Raw genomic sequence first — 21,818 nt, 5'->3', positions numbered from 1 at the left:
CAAAACAGGAACATGAATCACCCCGAATTTTTAAAACACCATCAAAGCGACATTTTTTTCACAAAGAAAACACAAAGAACCACATAGGACCCAAAGACCGTCAACGTCTAACTTTGTGTCCTCTGTGTCCTCTTTTTTTTCCTTTGTGCTAATTTTCTTTGTGCTGGTTCTATGTCGAAAATTCGGTGCGCGTCAGATCATCTAGTTCGAAACTTTGTTCAGCGGCACAAAAACTGACGTTTTTTCAGCCTTGGGAACATTGCCCAACCAGGCCATAAAGTAACGCTGGGTATTTTGAAGCACCATAATTTCGTTGACTTCCACCTGTTTGCCATCCTGATTGATGAAGCGGAAACGCACTTTGCTACCTTGCAGTGAACCACCACCAAATTCGTAGATGTTCTGGTAGGTTCCAGGGGCACCTTTGTGCAATAATGTTTCTTGATTTGAAGGGCTCAGCGCATAAATTTGCACTTCTTTGATGTTGTGGCTGGCACCAGCGTAGCACACTACAATACCCGCCACCGCAGCCTGAGCGCCCACCGCTACATCAACTGTTGAATTGCTCATGCTTGATGTCCACCTAGAAGCCAGCTCTCCATCGTTGAGGCTCTTTTGATTGATTTGTAAGCCAACACTACTCAACTGGTAATTGAACGCTTCCATTTGGGGGGTGAACAAACCCAGGATGTTGCGATTGAGGTACATCAATTTGAGGTTCTCATTCATCCGATTCACGGCATTTTTTCCAATATCGGTATTGCCCTGCACGTTGGTCATGGCGCAAAAACCAATTTTGCTATCGGGTAACAACCAGGCGTGTGCATAGTTTTTACCGTGCGAACCATTGTGCCACAATACTTTTTGATTGGGTGCCCAACCAGCGTTGGTTACCATCCAGCCGCCCCGGGTTACGTTGCGCAGGTTGTTCAGTTTATTGAGGTACAAATCGAGGTTGGGATTGTTGAGGATGCCCACTCGCCCCGGTGCGCCGGGCATCAATTCTACCAGGTATTTGCCCATGTCGCGAGGGGAGATGGCTACGTGGCCAGCTGGCGCCGCAACATTGTATCTATCCCCCTGAGAATAAGCAATAGGCACGTTACCAGCACCATTGTTTTGGTGGAACATGGGGTCTTTAACATTGGCGTAGTCGTAGGTAGAGATGAATCCAGCCCCCATTTGCAGCGGGTTGTAAATGTATTCTGCGACCAGGGTTTCCCAGGTTTTATTGGTTTTTTTCTGGATCATGTTGGTAGCAATCACCGGGCCTAGGTTGCTGTAATCACTGTTGGGTTCTGGGGTGAGTTTCAGGTTTTTGAGCATGTGTTCATTGCGCCCACAAAACATGTACTGGATAAAATCGGATTTATCACAAATACTACTTTCACTGCCGCTTCTGGGTAAGCCCGATTGGTGCGTCGTTATTTCCGCCAGCGATTTGTCCAAATAGGCAAGTTGGATGCCGGGTTCTTGTGCCAAGGCTGGGAAAATATCCTTGATTTTGGTGCCCCAACTCAAGGGGCCGTTGCCTTGCTGCTGTTGTTGCTGTTGTTGCTGTGGGATTGCAATGACCTGGGAGCTGTTTTGGATCGCTTTAGCAATCACCAATGCTGTAAAGGTTTTGGAAATAGAACCAATCGGAAAACGGTCGTTGTCAGTGACATTGAAGTTGGTGCCCTCTTTACGCACACCGGTTGCACCAGCGGCCTGAATTTTGCCATCAAATACCAATACCCCACCCAGAGCCGGGATTTTGGATTCATTGCGGACTTTGCCAAGGGTGTGACGAAAACAAACTTCAAGGCCGCTTTGGGCCGGTAGAGAAACTGTACTAATACTCAGGCTTGCGATGCCGAGGATGTAGAGCATTTTTTGGGTTTTCATTAGAAAGCAGATTTTAGGTGTACTATGCGAATGTTGGGAGGTGTTCTGAGCACATTAATCCGTTCCAATTAACCACAAAAAAGAGCTATTATCGTTTGTCGTGTTTTGTCTTCCTGAATTCCTCATCCACCACCACCCCCTCGTACACATACGCCTGCAACAACTCCACATCAATGTCCTCCACCCGCTCAAAATCCCGCCAGGCCACCTGTTTACGCCCTTCCAAGTTCAGGTAACCCATTTCATCAGTCAACAAATGCCCTTGAGTGAAGCCTAATCTTACGCCAGTGTAACTCTGTTTTTTACCCCACAAGACCGACCCCGGCCAAATAAAGCAGATCGTTTTGTGCCGTTTGAAATAAGGAACATTGTAGCTCAGCTTCTCACTCACATCCGGAATACAATCGTAGATGAGTTGCCGCAAAAATTCTACCACTTCCAATTCATCTTGTGGCAAAAATGCCAAAAACTCCTCGACAGACTGGAAATTGACATTTTGCATTTTGGTCTTTCCGCCAGGTTTAGGCATACGGTGTGCTTATTTTATTGGCTCGCGCAAAATGGTTTTCAGTTTTTCCATGATTCCAGGTATTTGATCCTACAAATTAAACACACCTCACTGACAACCGTATGGCAGTCTACATCAAAAAAAAAGCGTTAAAAACCAAAAGAGGGTAGCCCGAATGCCGGACTACCCTCCTCTAAAAAACTCAGCAAAATAATAACCCGCCTTGCGGCAGATTATTTATCGTTTAAGCTTTCACGCCTGCGAGTAGCAGTGAAACCTCATTGTTCAGCACTTCAACAAAACCGGATTCTACCTGAAAAACAATCTTGCGCTCGGCCTGACTGTCTTCCACCTGTTCTTTTTTGCCCAGGTCGTAAAAACGGTAGTCGCCAGCACCCGTTACAATCGTCACTTTGCCAGCCGACAAAGCCGATACGATCGGGGCGTGGTTTTGCAGGATCTGAAATTCCCCTTTTACACCCGGCACTTTTACCGATTTGATCGGACCTGCGAAAATTTCGCGATCAGGAGTAAGTACGGTAATATTCATAGTTGAAAGGTTGAGAAAGTTGAGAAGGTTGAGAAAGTTGAGAAGATTAATCTTCCGAAATTGCCGTTATCAACGTCATTTGCGGTAGCCTCAACCTTCTAAACCATCTCAACCTCCCCCAACTAATATTAAGCGGCTTCCGCCAACAGTTTCTTACCCGCTTCAATGGCATCATCAATGTTGCCTTTGAGGTTGAAAGCAGATTCAGGATATTGGTCTACTTCGCCGTCCATGATCATGTTGAAGCCACGGATGGTTTCTTCGATTGGAACCAATACACCTTTCAAGCCCGTAAATTGCTCAGCAACGTGGAATGGCTGCGACAAGAAGCGTTGTACTTTCCGCGCACGGAATACGACTTGTTTGTCTTCGTCCGACAATTCTTCCATCCCGAGGATGGCGATGATGTCTTGCAATTCGTTGTAGCGTTGCAGCAGGTTTTTCACCCGTTGAGCAGTATTGTAGTGCTCGTCGCCAATCACCCGAGGGTCGAGGATACGAGAAGTTGAATCGAGAGGATCCACCGCAGGATAGATACCCAGAGAAGCAATTTTACGACTCAATACCGTGGTGGCATCCAAGTGCGCAAAGGTCGTTGCTGGTGCAGGGTCCGTCAAGTCATCCGCAGGTACATATACCGCCTGTACGGAGGTAATGGAACCACGGCGGGTAGAGGTAATCCGTTCTTGCATCAAACCCATCTCGGTAGCCAGCGTGGGCTGATAACCTACCGCTGAAGGCATCCGGCCCAAAAGCGCGGATACTTCCGAACCAGCTTGGGTAAAGCGGAAGATGTTGTCGATAAAGAAAAGGATATCGCGGCCACCAGTAGGATCACTGAGGTCGCCGTCGCGGTAGTATTCAGCAATAGTCAAACCCGAAAGCGCCACCCTTGCACGTGCACCAGGGGGTTCGTTCATCTGACCAAATACAAAGGTTGCTTTGGATTGTTTCAGGTCATCAGTGGTTACACCGCTGAGATCCCATCCACCTTCTTCCATGGAGTGCATGAATTTTTCGCCGTAGTTGATGATGCCGGCTTCCAACATTTCACGCATCAAGTCGTTCCCTTCACGGGTACGCTCGCCCACCCCTGCAAATACGGAGATACCATCGTATCCCTTGGCAATGTTGTTGATCAACTCCTGGATCAATACGGTTTTACCTACACCCGCACCACCAAAGAGACCAATTTTACCACCTTTCATGTATGGCTCGATCAGGTCGATAACCTTGATACCCGTATACAGGATTTCTTTGGACGTAGACAAGTCTTCGTAAGCAGGTGGCTTGCGGTGAATGGAATAAACCTCGCTGCCATCTGGCTGAGGAATACCATCAATTGCTTGACCTACTACGTTGAACAAACGTCCGCGAATGCCTTCACCAACGGGCATTGCGATAGCGCGACCAGTGTCGACTACCTCTGTGCCACGGGTAAGACCGTCCGTGGAATCCATTGCAATTGCGCGAACACTGTCTTCACCCAAGTGTTGTTGTACTTCCAAAACAAGTACATCACCATTTGAGCGTTTGATTTCCAATGCGTTGAAGATCTCTGGAAGAGTCTCGTTGGCAAAGGATACGTCTACTACGGGTCCAATGATCTGCTTGACGTGACCGATATTTGCCATAACTATATCAACAGTTTGAAGATTAATTGATTCCGATGCTTCAAAATCGCGGCAAAGTTAGGCTTTAGAACTGATAATCAAAAGAAAATTTAACAGTTATAACTTTGAAATCTTTTCTCAGATGGTAAAATGGCTGCCTGCCCGTTCTTTTTTTTGCCTCGTGAATAGATGTTGGAGTTAAATTTCATTCGGAGATGTCTGACAAAATATAATTTTTGTCATTTTACACCAGCTCCATTACTTTTGTGCTTCCTCAAATCTGTTGAGAAAGTTGAGGGAGGTTGAGATGGTTGAGGCTGCCGCGAGCGACTTGGACAAGGCCGCGTCTAAGTCGCTCGCGGTAGCCTCAACTTCCCTCAACCATCTCAACCTCCCTCAACCATTCAATTTACTATGCGTATCAGTATCCTGCTGCCGATTTTCAACGAAGAACGTTATTTGGCGGAATGTTTAGACAGTATTTTGGCCCAAAGTTATCCGGATTGGGAGTTGCTGGCCATCGACGACCAATCGACCGACAGCACGCCTCAAATCTTGGCAGCTTACCAGCAGCGGGACGCGCGCATTCGGCCTTTGCGCAATCCTGATAAGGGAGTGATCCCAGCCCTGCGCCTGGCCTTGGAGCAAAGCACTGGCACACTCATCACCCGCATGGATGCCGACGACATTATGGTGCCACAAAAACTGGAGCGCATGTACCACTTGCTGCTCGCCCATGGCCCAGGGCATTTGAGCACAGGTTTGGTCAAATATTTTTCCGACGCCCAATTGGGCGAAGGTTATGCCCGCTACGGCGAATGGATCAATAAAGTCAATCTGGAAGGCCGGCAATGGGAAGAAATTTACCGCGATTGCCCCATTCCTGCGCCCTGCTGGTTGGTATACCGCGAGGACTTACTGCGTGCGGGCGCTTTTGAACCCGACATCAAACCTGAAGACTATGACCTGATTTTCCGTTTTCGGCAAATAGGCCTCCAACCACATACCGTCCCCGAAGTGCTGCTGTACTGGCGCGACCACGCAGACCGCACTACCCGCATGAATGAGGAATACGACATGCAGAAATATTTCCGCATGAAGTTGCCCTGGTTTCTGGCACTCGATCACGACCCCACGCGGGAATTGGTACTCTGGGGTGCTGGGCCGAGGGGGAAAACTTTTGCGACCATGCTCAACGAGGCCAAGGTGAAGTTTCGCTGGGTATGTGACAATCCCCGCAAGTGGGGGCAACAAATTTATGGAGTAATCATGGAGGAGGAGTCCAAGTTAAAGGAATTCGGACCGATGCAGATCATCATTTCAGTAGCTTCTCCCCTTGATCAAATCGCGATCAAAGCCTTGCTGGACGAATTAGGACTCAGGGCAGGAGTGGACTATTTTTGGTTTTGCTAAAGTGAAATAACCTCTCAAACTGTAACATTTTAACCAATCTCTCCTTATTACATAAGTTTTGCTGTCTGAAAACGCATGAAAAAAATACTAAATCGTGCTTTTTAGAGTTATTTTGTAGTTCAAAAAATAGTCACTTGACCATGAAATATAGTGTAATAGGTCTGCTTATCCTTTTTTCCCTCAATGTAATCTGGGCACAGTCGATCCCGGAACTGGAAAAGCAGCTCCAGGAAACGACCAATGTGCAGGAAAAAATCACCCTCAACCAGCAATTGGCCAACGCATACTTGGCATCCGATGTGGAAAAAGCATTGAGCTATGCCAAAGCAGCTGCTCGAGAGTCCGCCAGTAGCGGAAACAAAGTCCAAGCCGCAGCCAGCAATTATCTGATCGCCACCATTGCCGAGCGCAAAAAAGATGAAGGCAACTTCAAACTCTACATGAAGAATGCCATCAACTTCGCCAAGGAGGCCAATGACCTGGATATGTTGGCCCGCAGTACTGAAAAACTGAGTTCGTATTTTGCGAAAAAGCGGGAATACGATGACGCTTTTAGACACACCAGCGACGCCTTCAGGTTCGTCAACTCCAAGGGCTATAACATGAGTGACCTGGAAAACAAATACAATTCCCAGCGCTCCTCGCTCGAACGTGAAAAACGTACCCTCGAAGCTCAAATTAGTCAAATTCAAGGCCGCTTGGCCGATCTTTCTGCTGAAAAAAACCAACTGAGTACCGAAAAAGAAAAACTAGCCGAATCCAACGAAAAGCTGGAAGAAAAAAACCTGATGGCCGAAGAAGTAATTACCCGCAAAGACGAAGACATCCAGACCATCTCCAAAGCTAAAGTTGAAGCCGAAGACGCAGCCAAGGCCAAAGAGGCAGAAGTCAAACAACTTTCGCGGGAAAAACTGGAGCAAGAACTCGTTTTGGCTGAAAAAGAAGCCATCATTACCGCTGCTCAATTGGAAGATGAAAAACGTAAAAATGAGGTTGCTGCTCAAACCAAGTTCATTCAATTGAGTGTGTTGGCAGCTGCTTTCTTCTTTTTGTTGTCCTTACTGCTTTTTGGTCGCTTCAAAGCCAAGCAGCGCGGCGAGAGAACCCTCGCCGAAAAGAACAAAATCATCGAGCAAGAAAAATTACGCAACGAGGAACTCCTGCTCAACATTTTGCCCAAAAACATTGCCGACGAACTCAAAGCCAATGGCAAAGCCAAAGCGCGACGTTTTGACCAGGTTACCGTACTTTTTTCCGACTTTGTCAATTTCACCAAAATAGCGGAGCAACTATCTCCAGAAGAATTGGTAGAAGAACTGGACAAATGTTTCAAAGCTTTTGACCACATCACCAAGCAGTATCCCGATATCGAAAAAATCAAAACCATCGGGGATGCGTACATGTGTGCATCTGGTTTATCCGAACGCAAAGCATTACCGAACAACTTAGTTCAGGCCGCTCTTGATATGCAGTCTTATCTGGAGGAATACAAGGAGTTGCGCATCAAACAAGGCAAGCCTTATTTTGAAGCCCGCATTGGCTTACACACGGGTCCAGTTGTAGCCGGAGTAGTAGGGGATGTGAAATTTGCCTACGACATTTGGGGCGATACCGTCAACCTGGCTTCGCGCATCGAAGCCAATAGTGAAGCTGGCCAGGTGAACATTTCGCAAGACACGTACAATCTAATTCGCTACCGCTACGAATGCAATTACCGTGGAAAAATGCCTGCGAAAAACAAAGGGGATCTCGATATGTACTATGTGAATAAAAAACCAAGTACAGTAGGCGCCGCATAAGAGTGTATAAGTTCTAAAAACGAGTTTGGAATGATCAAAACTTTTTGTATTTTTATGCTCCAGACTACTGTCTATCTCCAAACGCAGCACACAAGATGTCATTCCAACTCGTTTCTAAATACTCCCCGACTGGCGATCAGCCCCAGGCCATTGCTGAATTAACCAATCGATTGAACAGAGGTGAACGAGCCCAGGTCCTTTTAGGCGTAACGGGCTCCGGTAAAACCTTTACCGTGGCCAACGTGATCGCCAACGTGGATCGCCCAACTTTGGTGCTAACCCACAACAAAACCCTCACCGCACAATTGTATGGCGAATTGCAGGACTTCTTTCCTGACAATGCCGTTGAGTATTTTGTCTCTTATTACGATTATTACCAACCGGAAGCGTACATGTCGGTGAGTGATACCTACATCGAAAAAGACTTACAAATCAATGAGCAGGTAGACAAGTTGCGGCTAAGGGCTACCTCCAACTTGCTCTCGGGGCGGCGCGACATCATCATCGTGGCTTCGGTTTCCTGCATTTACGGCATGGGCAATCCGGAAGATTACAAATCCGGGATCATCCGCATTCAAAAAGGGCAGGTCGTTTCACGCAATGCCTTTTTGTATAAATTGGTAGAAAGTCTTTATTCCCGGACCGAAATCGAATTCAAACGCGCCACCTTCCGTGTACGTGGTGATACCGTGGACATCAACTTGCCCTACGTAGACTACGGCTACCGCATCCAGTTTTTTGGCGACGAAATTGATCAGATCGAGATGATCGAGGTGGAAACGGGCAAGCGCATTGAAAAAATGACCACTGCCGCCATTTTTCCTGCCAACCTCTACATTGCACCCAAAGAAAGATTGGGCATGATCATCCGCCAAATCGAAGATGAATTGCACGACCAGGAGCGATTCTTCGAACGGGAAAGTCGCCTACTGGAAGCCAAACGCATCCACGAGCGCACCAACTTTGACCTCGAAATGATCAAGGAGTTGGGCTATTGCAATGGTGTAGAAAACTATTCGCGCTTTTTTGATGGACGTACCGTAGGTACTCGACCCTTCTGTTTGTTGGATTATTTCCCGGATGATTTTTTGCTGGTGATTGATGAGAGCCACGTTACCATTCCGCAGTTGCGAGGCATGTACGGAGGTGACCGGGCGCGTAAGCTCAGTTTGGTGGAGCACGGCTTCCGACTACCCTCGGCGATGGACAACCGCCCGCTCAATTTCACCGAATTTGAAGGCTTGATCAATCAGGTCATTTATGTCAGTGCCACTCCGAGTGACTATGAACTAGAACAAACGGGCGGGGTGCTGGTTGAACAATTGATTCGCCCCACTGGCTTGCTGGACCCGCCAATTGAGGTGCGCCCCAGCCTCAATCAAATTGATGATTTGTTGGAAGAAATTCAACAGCGCATCGAAAAAGATGAACGGGTCTTGGTTACCACCCTGACCAAACGGATGGCCGAAGAACTGACCAAATACCTTTCCAAACTCAACATCAAGGTACGCTACATTCACTCCGAAGTGGACACCATGGAGCGGGTAGAAATTTTGCGTGACTTACGCCTGGGTGGTTTTGATGTGCTGATCGGAGTCAACTTATTGCGGGAAGGTTTGGACTTACCCGAGGTATCCCTGGTGGCAATCCTGGATGCGGACAAAGAAGGTTTTTTGCGCAACGACCGCTCACTGACCCAAACTGCAGGCCGCGCTGCCCGGAATTCAAATGGTCTAGTGATTTTTTATGCCGACAAAATCACCGACTCCATGCAACGCACCATTGATGAAACGGTGCGCCGCCGCGTCATTCAAATGTCCCATAACGAAGAGCGGGGCATTACACCCAAAACCGTATTTAAATCGAAAGAAGAAATCCTCAACCAACGTTCCATCCTTGATGTACGGGGCAAAACAACGCATGCCTATATCGAACCAGAAACGGTAACCATAGCAGCGGATCCACTGGTGAGCTACATGACGCGGGATCAATTGGAAAGACTAGCAGTAGAAACCGAACGCAAGATGAAATTGGCCGCCAAGGAATTGGATTTTATTACTGCAGCGCAATTGCGGGATGATTTATTCGCTTTGCGGGAAAAATTAAAAACGGCGTAGGGGCAACCCTGCGTGGTTGCCCCTCTGTGGTTGCCCCTGCGTGGTTGCCCGTCGATTAGGGCGGCCACATAGGGCCGCCCCAACAGCCGCCCCAACAGGATCGTCGGCACGAATTTATTTCACCTTGAAATCCACTTGCACATTTTCCCACATCAAGGAAACCACTCCTTTTTTGGAAACCGCAAAGGTCATTTGCTCGGTAAAAGCTTTGGATTTTTTAGCAGGCACATTCACTCTAATTACATCATCTGCCTCTTTGTAAGTGTAAGCACCCCACGCGATGGTCTTATTGATAATGATAGTCCATTGATCGGCATTGGGGATGGTGTACAATGCATACTTACCTTTTGGCACTGCTTTTCCTTGCAACATTACATCAGCCGAAAATTCAATAGAAGTACTGGCATTCGCGCCAGTACGCCAGACCTGGCCATAGGGAACCAATTTGCCCCAAATCTCGCGGCCTTTCACGGAAGGCTGACCATAATCAATGGTGATGGTTTTACCTTTGACGGTTGCCATAGCTTTAGCTGCTGGGCTGGCTGGTGGTTTATTCTCTTGAGCTTGGGCCAATAAACCGATCATAGATAAGCTGAGTAGCAAAAACATTTTTTTCATGTCTTGATATAGTTTGATGTGATACAAAACTAGTTGTTCACAAAGATGTACAAAATCTTTTGGGAGTACCTTAGTAATGGGGCAAAAGGAACACTTATTTTTTTATCACTCCTTATCAAAACACGATCAAGTTTGTTCAAGTTTACGCTTCTCCGCGCAAAAAGTATTTTGAGTAATACCGCCGAGCCTCCTGGCCTTGTTCCTTAGCTGGCTGACGCCCCCCCAAATCCATCAACCTGGAATTTAAAATGCGATAAGGCTCGGTGACGGGCAAAAATTCCGAATCTTGATTAGCAAATGCATCTTCTGGCAAAATATCAATGCGCTGAGGCATCCGGTTGAAATGAGCCAGGTAGCGCCGGGCGGGCTCTTCAGGCAGCACCATCCAGATACCTTCGGCTCCATTGGGCCAAACACCTTGGGTATACTGCGGATTGAGGCGTTTGATTTTGCTGATGGGCAAGTGGCAAATTCGCGACAATTGAGCAAAGGAATTTACTTCTTTCACTTCAATAGTGCTGGTGCCTCCGCTCAATGCCATGGGTATTTTTGGTGAAATTTGGTAATCTTCGAAAAAATTGGAGATGTACGCTGCTGCGTAAAATTTGGCCAAATAGGATTGAGTTTGAACTGGTAAATGTTTACGCACCAGGGTAAAGTCTGTGGACTTAGCCCGGCGTATCGCGCCACGCATGCGGCCAGAGCCGCAATTGTAAGCACCAAGGGCCAACTCCCAATTGCCAAATTCGATATACAGATCCTTGAGGTACCTCACCGCTGCCAAAGTAGCCGCTTCTGGATCGCGTCGTTCGTCGCGCCAATCATTCTGGCGCAAACCATAATGCCGAGCGGTAGGAGACATAAATTGCCACAAACCAACCGCTCCGCTGGGTGATTCCACATCTGTACGCAGTTCCGACTCCACCATGGAAAGGTATTTCAATTCCAATGGCATTTGTTGGGCACTCAGGTGTCGTTCATAAATTGGAAAATAATACATGCCTCGGCCTAACATCGCTGCGGTATGTACTTTGCCGTAAGCAGTATACATTTTCACATACTTCAGGGAGTGTGCGTTAGTGAGGGCCAGATTTGGCAAGTTTTCGTGTTGAAAAATTGTGACAGCGGCTGGGTGAATCTTCAAAAAATCGTAATCAGAATTGGCGTTAATAGGGCCTGTGAAACTCATGGCCAAACAGGGTGCTAAGAGAAGTTGGTATACTCCTCGGGGACAAGTGGCGTTCATGGGAATAAAAATTTGCTGGTGTGTGAAATATGTTCGTAATACTTGGAATGCTTACAATGGCAGAAGTGCCGTAGGTAGGTAAATAGTCTAATTTCAAAAAGCTTAATTCAAAGATAGTTTATTTAACTTAAAACTAAAACTCTTGTAGTCAATGCCTTAGGAAAAAGTTTTCCACATGACTCTTTGTGCAAAGAGAAAAGCGCTTGTGATCTGTGATTTATGTAAGTAGAAATAAGTTAATTTAAAGATATAAAAATGAAAGAAAACTTATGCTAGTATCCCAAGTCCAATCTCCACAATACCTTCACGGTTAATTTTTTGTAAATCAACACTTAAGACTTGGTTTAACAATTCGACTTGCAGGGGTACTTCGATCTTGATGTAATTGTCGGTGAAACCTGCCATCAGGTTTTTGTCCTTATGCATTTCAAATAAAACTGGCCGGTTTTGCCCCAGGTGTTGCTCGTAAAAATGCCGCCGTTTTTTTTCACTCAAAATACCCAACATCTCATTCCGCTCCCTCCGTACGTTGACGGGGACTACACCTTCCATTTCTGCGGCAGGGGTATTGGCGCGTTCGGAGTAGGTGAATACGTGCAGGTAGGAAATGTCCAAATCATTGAGAAAATGATAGGTTTCCAAAAAATCTTCATGGGTTTCACCCGGAAAACCCACAATTACATCTACGCCAATACAGGCATGAGGCATTTGTTGTTTGATCCGTGCCACCCGCTCTACGTACAATTCTCGGGTATAGCGTCGGCGCATTAGCCGCAGTTGCTGGTTGTTGCCCGATTGGAGTGGCATGTGAAAATGAGGCGCAAAGCGTTGTGAACCCGCTACAAAATCGATAATTTCGTCCGTACACAAATTGGGCTCAATCGAAGAAATCCGAAAACGGCTAATGCCTTCTACTTTATCCAATTCTTTGATCAAGTCGATGAACATCGCCTCCTTCTTGGGCGCAGTACCTTCAATCACCTCCGTTCCATTCCCAAAATCGCCGATGTTCACCCCAGTAAGCACAATTTCCTTCACGCCCATTTCGGCAATTTTCCAGGCATTGGCCACCACGTTTTCTACCTTATCGCTGCGGCTAGCGCCGCGTGCTTGGGGAATTGTGCAAAAAGAACATTTGTAATTGCAGCCATCTTGTACCTTAAGGAAAGAACGGGTGCGGTCGCCAAAAGAAAAGGCATCAACAAAGTTGCGGGCTTCCCGTACCTCACCTGCGTGGACCATCCCTTTCCCAGGTGCTTTCGAGAGGGTATCGATAAAATCCAAAATGCGGAATTTTTCAGCAGCGCCCAGCACCAGATCAACGCCCGGAATTTCCGCAATTTCTTCGGGTTTGAGCTGAGCATAACAGCCTACCACTACCACGAAAGCTTGCGGTGAGTGGCGTAAAGCCTGGCGCACCACCTTGCGGCATTTGCGATCCGCAAAATCGGTCACTGAACAAGTATTGATCACATATACATCGGCACCCTGCTCAAAGTCGATCTCGGTATATCCTGCGCCTTCAAACAAACGGGCAATCGAGGAAGTCTCGGAGTAGTTCAATTTACATCCCAATGTATAAAATGCGACTGTTCTCGGTGTGGCCATGCTGCACGCTTACTTTAACTTGATGAAAAACAGGATGCAAAGGTAAGGCTTTCTCCATTACTCCACAAACAATGCTGTTCATGAGTTGAACTTTTTCAAGGGCTCAAACTTTATACAAAGAAATCATATCCCAATGTGGACGGAAAAAGACAATCAACTCTCGGCAACATTCCATTTTAAAGACTTTAGCCAAGCCTTTGCTTTTATGACGGAAGTGGCAATTTTAGCCGAAAAGCACGAACACCACCCTTTGTGGACCAACGTCTGGAATCGAGTGGACATTTACCTGAGCACCCACGATGCTGGTGATGTGGTCACGGATAAAGATTGGGACTTGGCCAAAGCGATTGATCGGGTTTTGACACGTTATCAATGACATAGTAGTAGGGCAAAAAATAGAATAAATCCTACCCAAACCATACTGCTATTGCCTTACATTGACTAGCTTTACCGCCATGATTGTGTCATCTAAATTACCGGGCGTAGGCACCACCATTTTTACGGTCATGTCTGCCCTGGCGCAAGAACACGGGGCAATTAATCTTGCGCAGGGTTTCCCGGATTTTCCGTCCTCCCAACGTTTAAATGAGTTGGTGGCCCACTATATGCGTCAGGGTTACAACCAGTATGCCCCCATGGCGGGTGTACCGATTTTGCGCCAACGTATTGCTGAAAAAGTTGATGGCCTGTACGGGGTGAAAATTGACCCGGATCAGGAGATCACCATTACAGCTGGAGCCACTGAAGGTATTTTCACAGCCATTGGAGCACTGGTCAGCCCTGGCGATGAAGTCATCGTGTTTGAACCAGCGTACGACTCCTATCGACCCAGTATTGAATTATTCGGCGGCATCACCAAATCCTTTGAGCTCAGCGCGCCCGATTACACCATCGACTGGGATCGCCTGATGCGTTTGATCAGCATGAAAACCCGGATGATCATCATCAATACGCCCCAAAACCCGATCGGAAAAATCCTGAAACCTGCCGACATGCAGGCTCTAGAAAAACTGGTGAGCAGCAGCGATATCATCATTCTTAGCGATGAGGTATACGAACACATGGTATACGATGGCCATGAGCACCAAAGTATTTTGCGCTACCCGGCTTTGCGCGATCGGGCCGTAGCTGTGTATTCTTTTGGCAAAACCTTCCACAATACCGGATGGAGAATAGGGTACTGTATTGCCCCGCCTGCGCTTACTGCTGAGTTCCGCAAAGTGCACCAATTCAATGTTTTTTCGATCAATACCCCCATGCAATACGCCTTGGCGGATTTTTTAGAAGACCCCCACGAGTACCTCGGCTTGGGTACTTTTTTCACCCACAAAAGAGATTTTTTCCTCGACGCCATCGAGGGTTCACTATTTCGCCCACTGTTGAGTGAAGGTTCTTATTTCCAACTCTGCGATTACAGCCAAATCAGCACCGAGTCAGATGTGGATTTCTGCCGCCGATTGACGATTGACCATAAAGTAGCCGCTATCCCGGTTTCCGTGTTTTTCCACGGCAGGCGGGATGAAAAAATCATTCGTTTTTGTTTTGCGAAAAAAGAAGAGACGCTGGAATTGGCGGGAGAGCGGTTGCGGGGAATCGGTAAGGGGTAATCTACTTCAATTCGTCCCTTCTTAGGTGATTCCTTGAGTGTCTTAGGTTTCTTAGGTGGTGAAAGAATCCCCTGCTACGCAGGTTTTTTCTTTTTTACCACCTAAGAAACTTTAGAAACCTTAGGGTCACCTCAGGCTAAAAGTCAAGCCCAAACGACAAATACAACTTCGGTTTCTGTATCTGCTGCGTTTCAATCCCCCAGGCATAATCCGCCCGGATGAAGTACCCAAACAAAGTCGTCCGTGCTCCAAAGCCATAACCTGCCACCAGTGGATCCCGGAAATAATTTACCGTCGTCGTGATGAAAGGCCCGTCCGGGAATTTAGAAGTATTCAGTGGGTTGTCCTCGCGGTAAGGCGTTTTGCCTTCCCAAGCTGTACCGATGTCAAAAAAGCCGATAACCTGGAAGTTTTTGAACAGTGGAGACTGAATCCGACGCGAGAAGTAGCGGAACAGGGGTATTCTCAATTCCGTGTTCGCCAGGGCAAAAGAGCTACCATTGCGAATGTTGATCGGGAATCCACGCAGGTTAGCCGCCAGGGTTTGGAAAGCAAAGTTGCCGCTAGGCACAGGAATATCGTTGTTTTGCTGAGGGAAAAGCCAGTTGTCCATTCCACCAAGGAAATAAAGGATTCTTTCTGAACCAAAGGAAGTACCTGCCGCAAAACGCCCCGCCAGAATCGAATGCCGCAAAACGCGCTGATAATGCCGGAAATCCGCACCCAATACGGTCATCGTTCCTTTGTTGAAATTGATATCAAAATTGGCTTCGTCACCCACCGAAAATTTCTTTTGGGCTTCCGCAAAGACCCGATAGCGGGTACCCGTACGCAAGTTGAGCGCAATATCAACAGTATTGTCAAACACATACTCCAAACGTATGCCAATCCGTTGACTGGTTTGATCCGGCACATTGTAAGTAGCGCGGTCGGTAGCCAGTTGCACCATCCGGTCACGGCGCAAGGTAGAGGTAGCCCTGATGCTGCGGAAGACATCCAGTGGGTACCGGACGCCGTATTGCCCCAGCAGAATATTGTACTCCCGGCGACGTGGCACCAAGGTTGGGCTCTGGTCATTGAAGCGGGTATTGCGCATGTATACCGCATAGGTTTGATCCAGGCGGTGTTTTTTATTGTTGAAGGTCGCAAAGTATTCCGCACCGTTGAAGGTCGTGGGAATCCGAATGCCACCTTCAAATTCGTAGTCTTCAAAAAGATCTTTGATGTTCGCCTTGAGCAAAATGCCAGGAGGAGGCAGCTGATACCCATCCGGGTTGGCCGCCGTACTTTCCATACCTTCAAAAAGCAGGGAGTTGTCCATTTGTGAGGTCACAAAATCGGAGCGGAACTGCAAGCGATAGGGGATTGCCCGGGTTGGATTGAGGATGTACAACTTGCGATTCGTGGCCATTTGTAGCGGGAAGCTCATGCCGTTGACTGGTGCCAGGGTTTCGCTGGGCCGGGTCGTCACCGGTGGGGGAGTGGTAGCTGGTTCAGTGGCGACTGCGGGTGTTTCTTCCAGTTTTTTATCGGCTACCGAACTCGCTGGAGGATTGCCAAATTCGCTTTGGAACAAATACAACTCCTCCTGATTCGTTACTATTGTGTCCTTTGGTGGTGCTTTGACCACAATCTCTATTTTGGGCGTATCCACCAAAACGGGTCGCACGGGCACCCCATTCGTCATGATGGGCATACCTGCTGCTGAAGCCGTATCTTTTACATAAATCAAGCCCTCCATTTGTTTTTCTCGCGCCCGGAAGGCTGTGGTAGCCGGAACACTGGAATTGGTAGGCGTAAGTCGATTGGTATAAAAAGAGCGGCGTCCCAACGCGGCATAAGATTCCACCAACTTGCCACTTTGTGGAGCACTATGCTGCTGGCTGATGTGGTAGGGCAAATTGGTTTCGATGTGGGTAATCGCCCGTTCCCGAATCACTGGGCGCACTTGTACGGAATCAATTTGGGTTGAATCCAGTTTGGTCACTAAGGAATCCATTGGCCAAACCAGCTCGGTACCGTCCTTCAAAAAGATGTGCTGCTGATACTCGCGCACAAAGGTTTCCAAGAACCCGGACTCCCGATTGTAAATCCCGTGCCGATCACTCAGGTAGGAAAAATAGGTGCTGTCTGCTTGCATTGGATAACGTTCGCTGGCCAGGGGCGTGTTGGTTACGCGTACAAACTCCTTGATTTCGCCCTTGAGGTCGTAGTAAAACACATCTAGCGAGGCAACGGGCAGGATGCTATCCGGTTTGATGTTGCGCAGAAAGATGTCTGGGCGATTGGAGGTAAAAAGAATCCCTTTGCGGTCACGCACATTGACCACCGTAGCGTCCAGGTCGTCGTAGATGTCGGCGGTGATGCGCTGGCTTTGACGGGTACGCGGGGTGTAGAGAAAAATATCGGATTGACCACTCACTTCCGCGGAAAACAGGAGGGTAAAGTTGTCGACAAAATCGAGACTGTAAACCCTTTGGTATTGCTCGGAAAGCAGTTCGGTAGTGATTTTCTTCTTGAACACATCGTAGTTGGCCAGTTTCAGGTTGTCCCGGCGCTCGTACAAGATGGTGAGTTGTTGCCCGGTCGGATTCCAGGCGATCAAAGGATAATTAAAATCGGTAGCCTGTAGGGCATTTCGATAACCTTCTTTGAGAATTTTGGTTTTTTTCTTCTGTTGTAAGTCGTAGATGTAGACGTTGGCGCGCCCCATATCGTTGAGCACGTATGCGACTTTGTTGCCGTCGGGGCTAAGTTTGAGTTGGGTCAGCGGTAGTTGTTCCTTGCGTTTTTTGAGGGTGACAGTTTGGGTAGCCTGGGGAATTTGCCGGCCTTGTAAATCTCTTTCGTAACGGCTGCGGTAAAACTGATCCCATTCTTGTACGACCGACTGAAAGGATTGATCCATTACGTACAAAAAGCCACTTTCCACACTACGGTTGATGCGGGTGAGGTACAAGAGGTTGGAGACCGCCGGGCGGCCATATTTTTCGCTGATGAAATACCACATGGATTGTCCAGCCAGGCGGGGGAAATCATCGGCAAAACGTTCGAATTTTTTGTAGCGGCGGCTTAGCAGGATGTTCCGCAGTTCGTTGTCGCGTTCTACGTTCCAGGTTTGGCCCGCGTAGGCCACGAGGCCTTCTTTGAACCAGTTCGGCAAATTGAGCATCACCGCATTTTGTACGATCTCCTGGATGTTGGCCCCAAACAGCATGGTATTGAGGTACACCGCCGCGATGCCTTCGCGCACTTGCTCGCGCAGGTGCTGGTGGTTGCCATCAAAATAGACGAAGATGGTGGTGCCTGAAACCTTGGTTTGGTTGTTGCTGCTCACGAACAAGTCCTCCGAACCGATGTTGCTCTGCTTCACGTCGGTCGCATCCGCGTACACGATGATCTGGAGCTTTTCGTTCATGCGGTGCTCCAGGAGAGCCTGGATCTCGTCGAAATCGTACTCCGCCATCTGGACGACTTTGTGGGCAGCATTGCGCGACTTACCGTAATAGTACACAAAGAAATTGTCGCTTTCGTACTGCGACCATTCATCAAAGTCTTTATGGTATTGGACACGGTTCTTGCCAAATTTGACTTGGTTGCTACTCTGTGCCAATGCTCCCACACTGAACAGCACAACACCCATCAAACACAAGAGGTAAAGTCGCTTGATCATACACTAATTATTTTGCTTAGAATATGACATAATCGTGCCACATTCAGTTCATTCTGAGACTAAAAAAGGAGATAAAAAAAATAATCTGCCCGATTTTCCACAACATACCTCTCAAATTAGCCATTTTTGTGAGAATCTACAATCTAAACGAAAAAAAGGATGGCAAATGTTATCCAGCTTACGTTCAATCCTTTTCAGGAAAACACGTACGTTGTCTATGATGATACGAAGGAATGTATAGTGGTGGATCCCGGCTGCTTGTTCCCCGATGAAAAAGCCGAGCTGTTGGAAACGATCCACCGCCTGGAATTGCGCCCGGTCCGCCTGATCAATACGCATTGCCACATCGACCATATTTTGGGCAATCATTTTATCGCGACCACTTTTAACCTGGTGCTGGAAGCCCATCAGGGCGAACAGGTGGTGCTCGACAGCGGAGTACAGGTGGCTTCGATGTACCAGATCCCGTATCCAGATCCTTCGCCTGCCATTGGCAAGTTCCTCACCGCAGGTGACGTGATCGAGTTCGGGGAAACCCGGCTCAAAGCCATTTTTACGCCCGGCCACTCGCCAGCCAGCCTTTCTTTTTACTGCGAAAAGGATCGGTTTGTACTCTCAGGTGATGTTTTGTTCAAAAACAGCATCGGACGTTACGACCTGCCAGGCGGGAATTTACAGACCCTGATGAAAAACATTCGGGAAAAATTGATGGTGCTGCCGGATGAGGTGAAGGTGTATTCCGGGCACGGGGTGGCGACGACGATTGGCGCAGAGCGGAAGGGGAATCCGTATTTGGTGGGGGAGTAGGGGGGATTTGGAACGCGGTGCGTTCCGAATTGCTCATGAGGGAACGTACCTCCTGGATATGCTTTTGTTCCACAGTTTAAAGCTCTAATTTACCGATTTAACCCTCTTCAAAGTTTTCATCCAGCTCCCGTTCAAGTTCTTCGGTAGTGGGCAGGATATTGCGAAGACTCTCTGGTAAAGTCTGGGTCAAAATGTATTCAGCAACGCCTAGAGGTTTTTTAATATCCCGCAAAGCATATTCTACGATGGTTTGTTTGCCTGCTTCTCGACAGAGGATCAAACCAATTGTAGCTTGATCAAGCTCACTGCGAAGCAAATCATCAACGGCTGAACAGTAGAAATTAAGTTTGCCCGTGTATTCAGGTTTGAAAGCGCCGCCCTTCAGTTCTACCACCATATATGCGTGTAGCCGGGTGTGATAAAACAGGAGATCGATGTAAAACTCTTCCTCGGCTACGATAATCTTGTATTGTCGTCCTAGCAATGCAAAACCTTGCCCAAGTTCCAATAGCACTTTCTCCACATGGTGTAACATGGCTTGTTCTACATCTCGCTCCAGTGCCTCCTCTCCGAGATGTAAAAAGTCAAAATTGTAGGGGTTTTTCAAGGTTTCACGAGCCAAGTCGCTTTGGGGTTTGGGAAGTATCCATTCGAAATTCGTGATGGCTTTGCCCTGGCGCTCGTAGAGGTTTTGTTTCATTTGAATTTGAAGTACATCCCGGCTCCATGCATTTTGTACCGTTTTTTTGAGGTAAAAAATAGCCTGGTTGACCTCAGCGCACTTATCGAGAATATGGCGATGATGCCCCCAAGGCACGGAAAAAAACAGGATAATAAGTTCATTATTAGCTAATTGATCAGCAGATGCAAATTGTCCCGCAAGTTGTGGGACAATTTGTATTTGCTCTTTGTAAAAAAGGAACCATTTACGGATATAAAAAAGATTTGTCCTTGAAAAGCCCGTTAAATGTGGAAATGCTTCTTTCAAGTCTTTTGCAAATCGGGGAATCAACCCATCGCCCCACGTGCTTGTTTCTTGTCGAATAACGATGTCTCGCCCCAATTCCCAATACAAGCTCAATGCTTCGCGGTTGACCTGTAAAGCCGCCTTGATTTGTGCTGATTGGATGCGTTGCTTCCAATCGGCGGACCAATGTTGGTAGGTGATCATAGGTGTAGATGGGTTATCCATAATTGTTCTAGTTATTAGGGGTAGGATAATAATAAGTTTAAAAAAATAAAAAAAGATATTTAAAGTTTAAAAAAACGCAAATTTACAAAATGATTTCAAACCCTATCCTATCCATCAAAAGAAAACCGATGACTTTAAATGGAGAAACTGTCGCGGCTGTGTTTGAGCAACAACAGTCAATCAATGCCAAACGAGCTCAAATTAAGCAGTTAGAAAAAGACATAGAATTGCTGAGCAATAACATCACTACCTATTTATGGAAAGAAATTGCCGACTGGCAACCTTATCAAGACGAAATGTCAGTTTGTTATTATCCAGAGTCCTGTAGCGCTATTTATGTCTGGTATGTTGAGCCTTTTGGAGAATGTCACCGTTTCAAAGAGACGCCTACTTATGAGCTGACTATTCGGAATTACTACCGTCAAGAGAAAGCGCCTCAGAAAGGTGGGGAGTTTATTGTTGTTCCGTTGCGTACTTTCGAGCATTTAAATCGGGAGTTGCGTATTGACGTTTACAATAAATTTGAAGTTATTTCCAGGCCGTAACGTTAATAGCTAAAGTTTGTGATGAAGATCGTTATTTGTAAAAAACTACTGCAAATGTAGATAAGTGCAGTGGCTTTTTTGATTATTAACTTGAACCTATCTCCCTCAATTTCAACATCCTACGAATCGCGGAGCGATTGAATTCAGAATAGCCCCGGTCGTCCGGGGATTTTTCGGGCCCAGGTTCGTTTCCCAACCGCGGTAGCGGTTGAACCATTCGCAGTGGTCAGTTCAACCACTGCCGTGGTTGGGACACCTCGCTCCGGCTTTTTACCGCAGACGACTGCGGCTATTCTGAATTAAACCACTCCGTGGTTAGACAGGTTACATTGTGGTAGAGGAGCAGGGCCCCATATATCTGGTCTGTATTGCATTCGGGACGCCCTGCGTTCCGAATTGAAATGGTGTTTTTCAGGTCGGGTTGTATGTTAGGTTTTGTTCTGGCCCAGACACACGAAAGCCCCATCCGAGTTAACGAATGAGGCTGTGTGTTGTATTGAGTTGGCAGCGACCTACTCTCCCACCCAAGGGCAGTACCATCAGCGCTGAGCGGCTTAACTTCTCTGTTCGGAATGGGAAGAGGTGGAACCCGCTCGCTATAACCACCAACAATTCTTTGGTGAATGACGAATGTT

General features: G+C 47.3%; 16 protein-coding genes and 1 rRNA gene. 7 read left to right on the top strand and 10 right to left on the bottom strand.

Annotation, left to right across the window (positions count from 1 at the left end):
- Positions 1-201: 201 nt before the first annotated feature.
- The 4 genes from ACEW9O_RS01670 to atpD form a co-directional block, all read right to left on the bottom strand.
- Positions 202-1,887 (bottom strand): serine hydrolase domain-containing protein, encoded by a 1,686-nt coding sequence (locus ACEW9O_RS01670; RefSeq protein WP_373548378.1) that lies wholly within the window; start codon positions 1,885-1,887, stop codon positions 202-204.
- Between the two features lie 88 nt (positions 1,888-1,975).
- Positions 1,976-2,416, bottom strand: coding sequence for a DUF1801 domain-containing protein (locus ACEW9O_RS01665; protein WP_373548377.1), 441 nt, complete (start codon positions 2,414-2,416; stop codon positions 1,976-1,978).
- A gap of 223 nt (positions 2,417-2,639) precedes the next feature.
- Positions 2,640-2,945, bottom strand: coding sequence for a F0F1 ATP synthase subunit epsilon (locus ACEW9O_RS01660; RefSeq protein WP_373548376.1), 306 nt, complete (start codon positions 2,943-2,945; stop codon positions 2,640-2,642).
- A gap of 128 nt (positions 2,946-3,073) precedes the next feature.
- The gene (atpD, locus tag ACEW9O_RS01655) at positions 3,074-4,579 is read right to left on the bottom strand and encodes a F0F1 ATP synthase subunit beta (protein ID WP_373548375.1); all 1,506 of its coding nucleotides are present in this window, start codon (positions 4,577-4,579) and stop codon (positions 3,074-3,076) included.
- Between the two features lie 393 nt (positions 4,580-4,972).
- On the opposite strand from atpD, the gene ACEW9O_RS01650 reads away from it, so the two are divergent.
- The 3 genes from ACEW9O_RS01650 to uvrB all read left to right on the top strand — a co-directional run bounded on the left by ACEW9O_RS01650 (position 4,973) and on the right by uvrB (position 9,887).
- Positions 4,973-5,971, top strand: a complete 999-nt coding sequence (locus ACEW9O_RS01650; RefSeq protein ID WP_373548374.1) for a glycosyltransferase family 2 protein — start codon at positions 4,973-4,975, stop codon at positions 5,969-5,971.
- Between the two features lie 140 nt (positions 5,972-6,111).
- A complete protein-coding gene (locus ACEW9O_RS01645) occupies positions 6,112-7,770 on the top strand; it encodes an adenylate/guanylate cyclase domain-containing protein (protein WP_373548373.1) in 1,659 nt (552 codons plus the stop codon).
- Positions 7,771-7,865: 95 nt separating this feature from the next.
- Positions 7,866-9,887 (top strand): excinuclease ABC subunit UvrB, encoded by a 2,022-nt coding sequence (uvrB, locus tag ACEW9O_RS01640; RefSeq protein WP_373548372.1) that lies wholly within the window; start codon positions 7,866-7,868, stop codon positions 9,885-9,887.
- A gap of 114 nt (positions 9,888-10,001) precedes the next feature.
- Here uvrB and ACEW9O_RS01635 read toward each other — a convergent pair whose 3' ends face one another.
- The 3 genes from ACEW9O_RS01635 to mtaB form a co-directional block, all read right to left on the bottom strand.
- Entirely contained in the window at positions 10,002-10,505 is a 504-nt protein-coding gene (locus tag ACEW9O_RS01635; protein ID WP_373548371.1) for a DUF2911 domain-containing protein, read from the bottom strand.
- Positions 10,506-10,647: 142 nt separating this feature from the next.
- Positions 10,648-11,751, bottom strand: a complete 1,104-nt coding sequence (locus ACEW9O_RS01630) for a lytic transglycosylase domain-containing protein (protein WP_373548370.1) — start codon at positions 11,749-11,751, stop codon at positions 10,648-10,650.
- 267 nt (positions 11,752-12,018) lie between these two features.
- A complete protein-coding gene (mtaB, locus tag ACEW9O_RS01625) occupies positions 12,019-13,359 on the bottom strand; it encodes a tRNA (N(6)-L-threonylcarbamoyladenosine(37)-C(2))-methylthiotransferase MtaB (RefSeq protein WP_373548369.1) in 1,341 nt (446 codons plus the stop codon).
- 133 nt (positions 13,360-13,492) lie between these two features.
- On the opposite strand from mtaB, the gene ACEW9O_RS01620 reads away from it, so the two are divergent.
- Together ACEW9O_RS01620 and ACEW9O_RS01615 are read left to right on the top strand one after the other, a co-directional pair.
- Positions 13,493-13,735, top strand: coding sequence for a 4a-hydroxytetrahydrobiopterin dehydratase (locus ACEW9O_RS01620; RefSeq protein WP_373548368.1), 243 nt, complete (start codon positions 13,493-13,495; stop codon positions 13,733-13,735).
- 79 nt (positions 13,736-13,814) lie between these two features.
- A complete protein-coding gene (locus tag ACEW9O_RS01615) occupies positions 13,815-14,966 on the top strand; it encodes a methionine aminotransferase (RefSeq protein ID WP_373548367.1) in 1,152 nt (383 codons plus the stop codon).
- A gap of 136 nt (positions 14,967-15,102) precedes the next feature.
- Here ACEW9O_RS01615 and ACEW9O_RS01610 read toward each other — a convergent pair whose 3' ends face one another.
- Complete coding sequence (locus ACEW9O_RS01610) at positions 15,103-18,639, bottom strand: hypothetical protein (protein ID WP_373548366.1); 3,537 nt, start codon at positions 18,637-18,639, stop codon at positions 15,103-15,105.
- A 159-nt stretch (positions 18,640-18,798) separates the two neighbouring features.
- On the opposite strand from ACEW9O_RS01610, the gene ACEW9O_RS01605 reads away from it, so the two are divergent.
- Complete coding sequence (locus ACEW9O_RS01605) at positions 18,799-19,446, top strand: MBL fold metallo-hydrolase (RefSeq protein WP_373548365.1); 648 nt, start codon at positions 18,799-18,801, stop codon at positions 19,444-19,446.
- Positions 19,447-19,543: 97 nt separating this feature from the next.
- Here the strand turns inward: ACEW9O_RS01605 and ACEW9O_RS01600 are convergent, their stop codons facing one another.
- Complete coding sequence (locus tag ACEW9O_RS01600; protein ID WP_373548385.1) at positions 19,544-20,617, bottom strand: YhcG family protein; 1,074 nt, start codon at positions 20,615-20,617, stop codon at positions 19,544-19,546.
- Positions 20,618-20,727: 110 nt separating this feature from the next.
- Here ACEW9O_RS01600 and ACEW9O_RS01595 point away from each other — a divergent pair, with 110 nt between their 5' ends.
- The gene (locus tag ACEW9O_RS01595) at positions 20,728-21,183 is read left to right on the top strand and encodes a hypothetical protein (protein WP_373548364.1); all 456 of its coding nucleotides are present in this window, start codon (positions 20,728-20,730) and stop codon (positions 21,181-21,183) included.
- 499 nt (positions 21,184-21,682) lie between these two features.
- On the opposite strand, the gene rrf is transcribed toward ACEW9O_RS01595, so the two are convergent.
- Positions 21,683-21,793: ribosomal RNA gene (gene rrf, locus ACEW9O_RS01590) — 5S ribosomal RNA — on the bottom strand.
- Between the last annotated feature and the right edge of the window lie 25 nt (positions 21,794-21,818).

It is taken from the genome of Haliscomenobacter sp. (genome assembly GCF_041740695.1).
Lineage (GTDB): Bacteria > Bacteroidota > Bacteroidia > Chitinophagales > Saprospiraceae > Haliscomenobacter.
Note: the sequence above shows the minus strand (reverse complement) of the source record. Positions and strands in the feature narration are given on the sequence as shown.

Excerpts from the sequence above, each read along its gene's own strand:
- ACEW9O_RS01670 (WP_373548378.1), bottom strand. The coding sequence starts at position 1,887 with ATGAAAACCCAAAAAATGCTCTACATCCTCGGCATCGCAAGCCTGAGT.
- ACEW9O_RS01665 (WP_373548377.1), bottom strand. The coding sequence starts at position 2,416 with ATGCCTAAACCTGGCGGAAAGACCAAAATGCAAAATGTCAATTTCCAG.
- ACEW9O_RS01660 (WP_373548376.1), bottom strand. The coding sequence starts at position 2,945 with ATGAATATTACCGTACTTACTCCTGATCGCGAAATTTTCGCAGGTCCG.
- atpD (WP_373548375.1), bottom strand. The coding sequence starts at position 4,579 with ATGGCAAATATCGGTCACGTCAAGCAGATCATTGGACCCGTAGTAGAC.
- ACEW9O_RS01650 (WP_373548374.1), top strand. The coding sequence starts at position 4,973 with ATGCGTATCAGTATCCTGCTGCCGATTTTCAACGAAGAACGTTATTTG.
- ACEW9O_RS01645 (WP_373548373.1), top strand. The coding sequence starts at position 6,112 with ATGAAATATAGTGTAATAGGTCTGCTTATCCTTTTTTCCCTCAATGTA.
- uvrB (WP_373548372.1), top strand. The coding sequence starts at position 7,866 with ATGTCATTCCAACTCGTTTCTAAATACTCCCCGACTGGCGATCAGCCC.
- ACEW9O_RS01635 (WP_373548371.1), bottom strand. The coding sequence starts at position 10,505 with ATGAAAAAAATGTTTTTGCTACTCAGCTTATCTATGATCGGTTTATTG.
- ACEW9O_RS01630 (WP_373548370.1), bottom strand. The coding sequence starts at position 11,751 with ATGAACGCCACTTGTCCCCGAGGAGTATACCAACTTCTCTTAGCACCC.
- mtaB (WP_373548369.1), bottom strand. The coding sequence starts at position 13,359 with ATGGCCACACCGAGAACAGTCGCATTTTATACATTGGGATGTAAATTG.
- ACEW9O_RS01620 (WP_373548368.1), top strand. The coding sequence starts at position 13,493 with ATGTGGACGGAAAAAGACAATCAACTCTCGGCAACATTCCATTTTAAA.
- ACEW9O_RS01615 (WP_373548367.1), top strand. The coding sequence starts at position 13,815 with ATGATTGTGTCATCTAAATTACCGGGCGTAGGCACCACCATTTTTACG.
- ACEW9O_RS01610 (WP_373548366.1), bottom strand. The coding sequence starts at position 18,639 with ATGATCAAGCGACTTTACCTCTTGTGTTTGATGGGTGTTGTGCTGTTC.
- ACEW9O_RS01605 (WP_373548365.1), top strand. The coding sequence starts at position 18,799 with ATGGCAAATGTTATCCAGCTTACGTTCAATCCTTTTCAGGAAAACACG.
- ACEW9O_RS01600 (WP_373548385.1), bottom strand. The coding sequence starts at position 20,617 with ATGATCACCTACCAACATTGGTCCGCCGATTGGAAGCAACGCATCCAA.
- ACEW9O_RS01595 (WP_373548364.1), top strand. The coding sequence starts at position 20,728 with ATGATTTCAAACCCTATCCTATCCATCAAAAGAAAACCGATGACTTTA.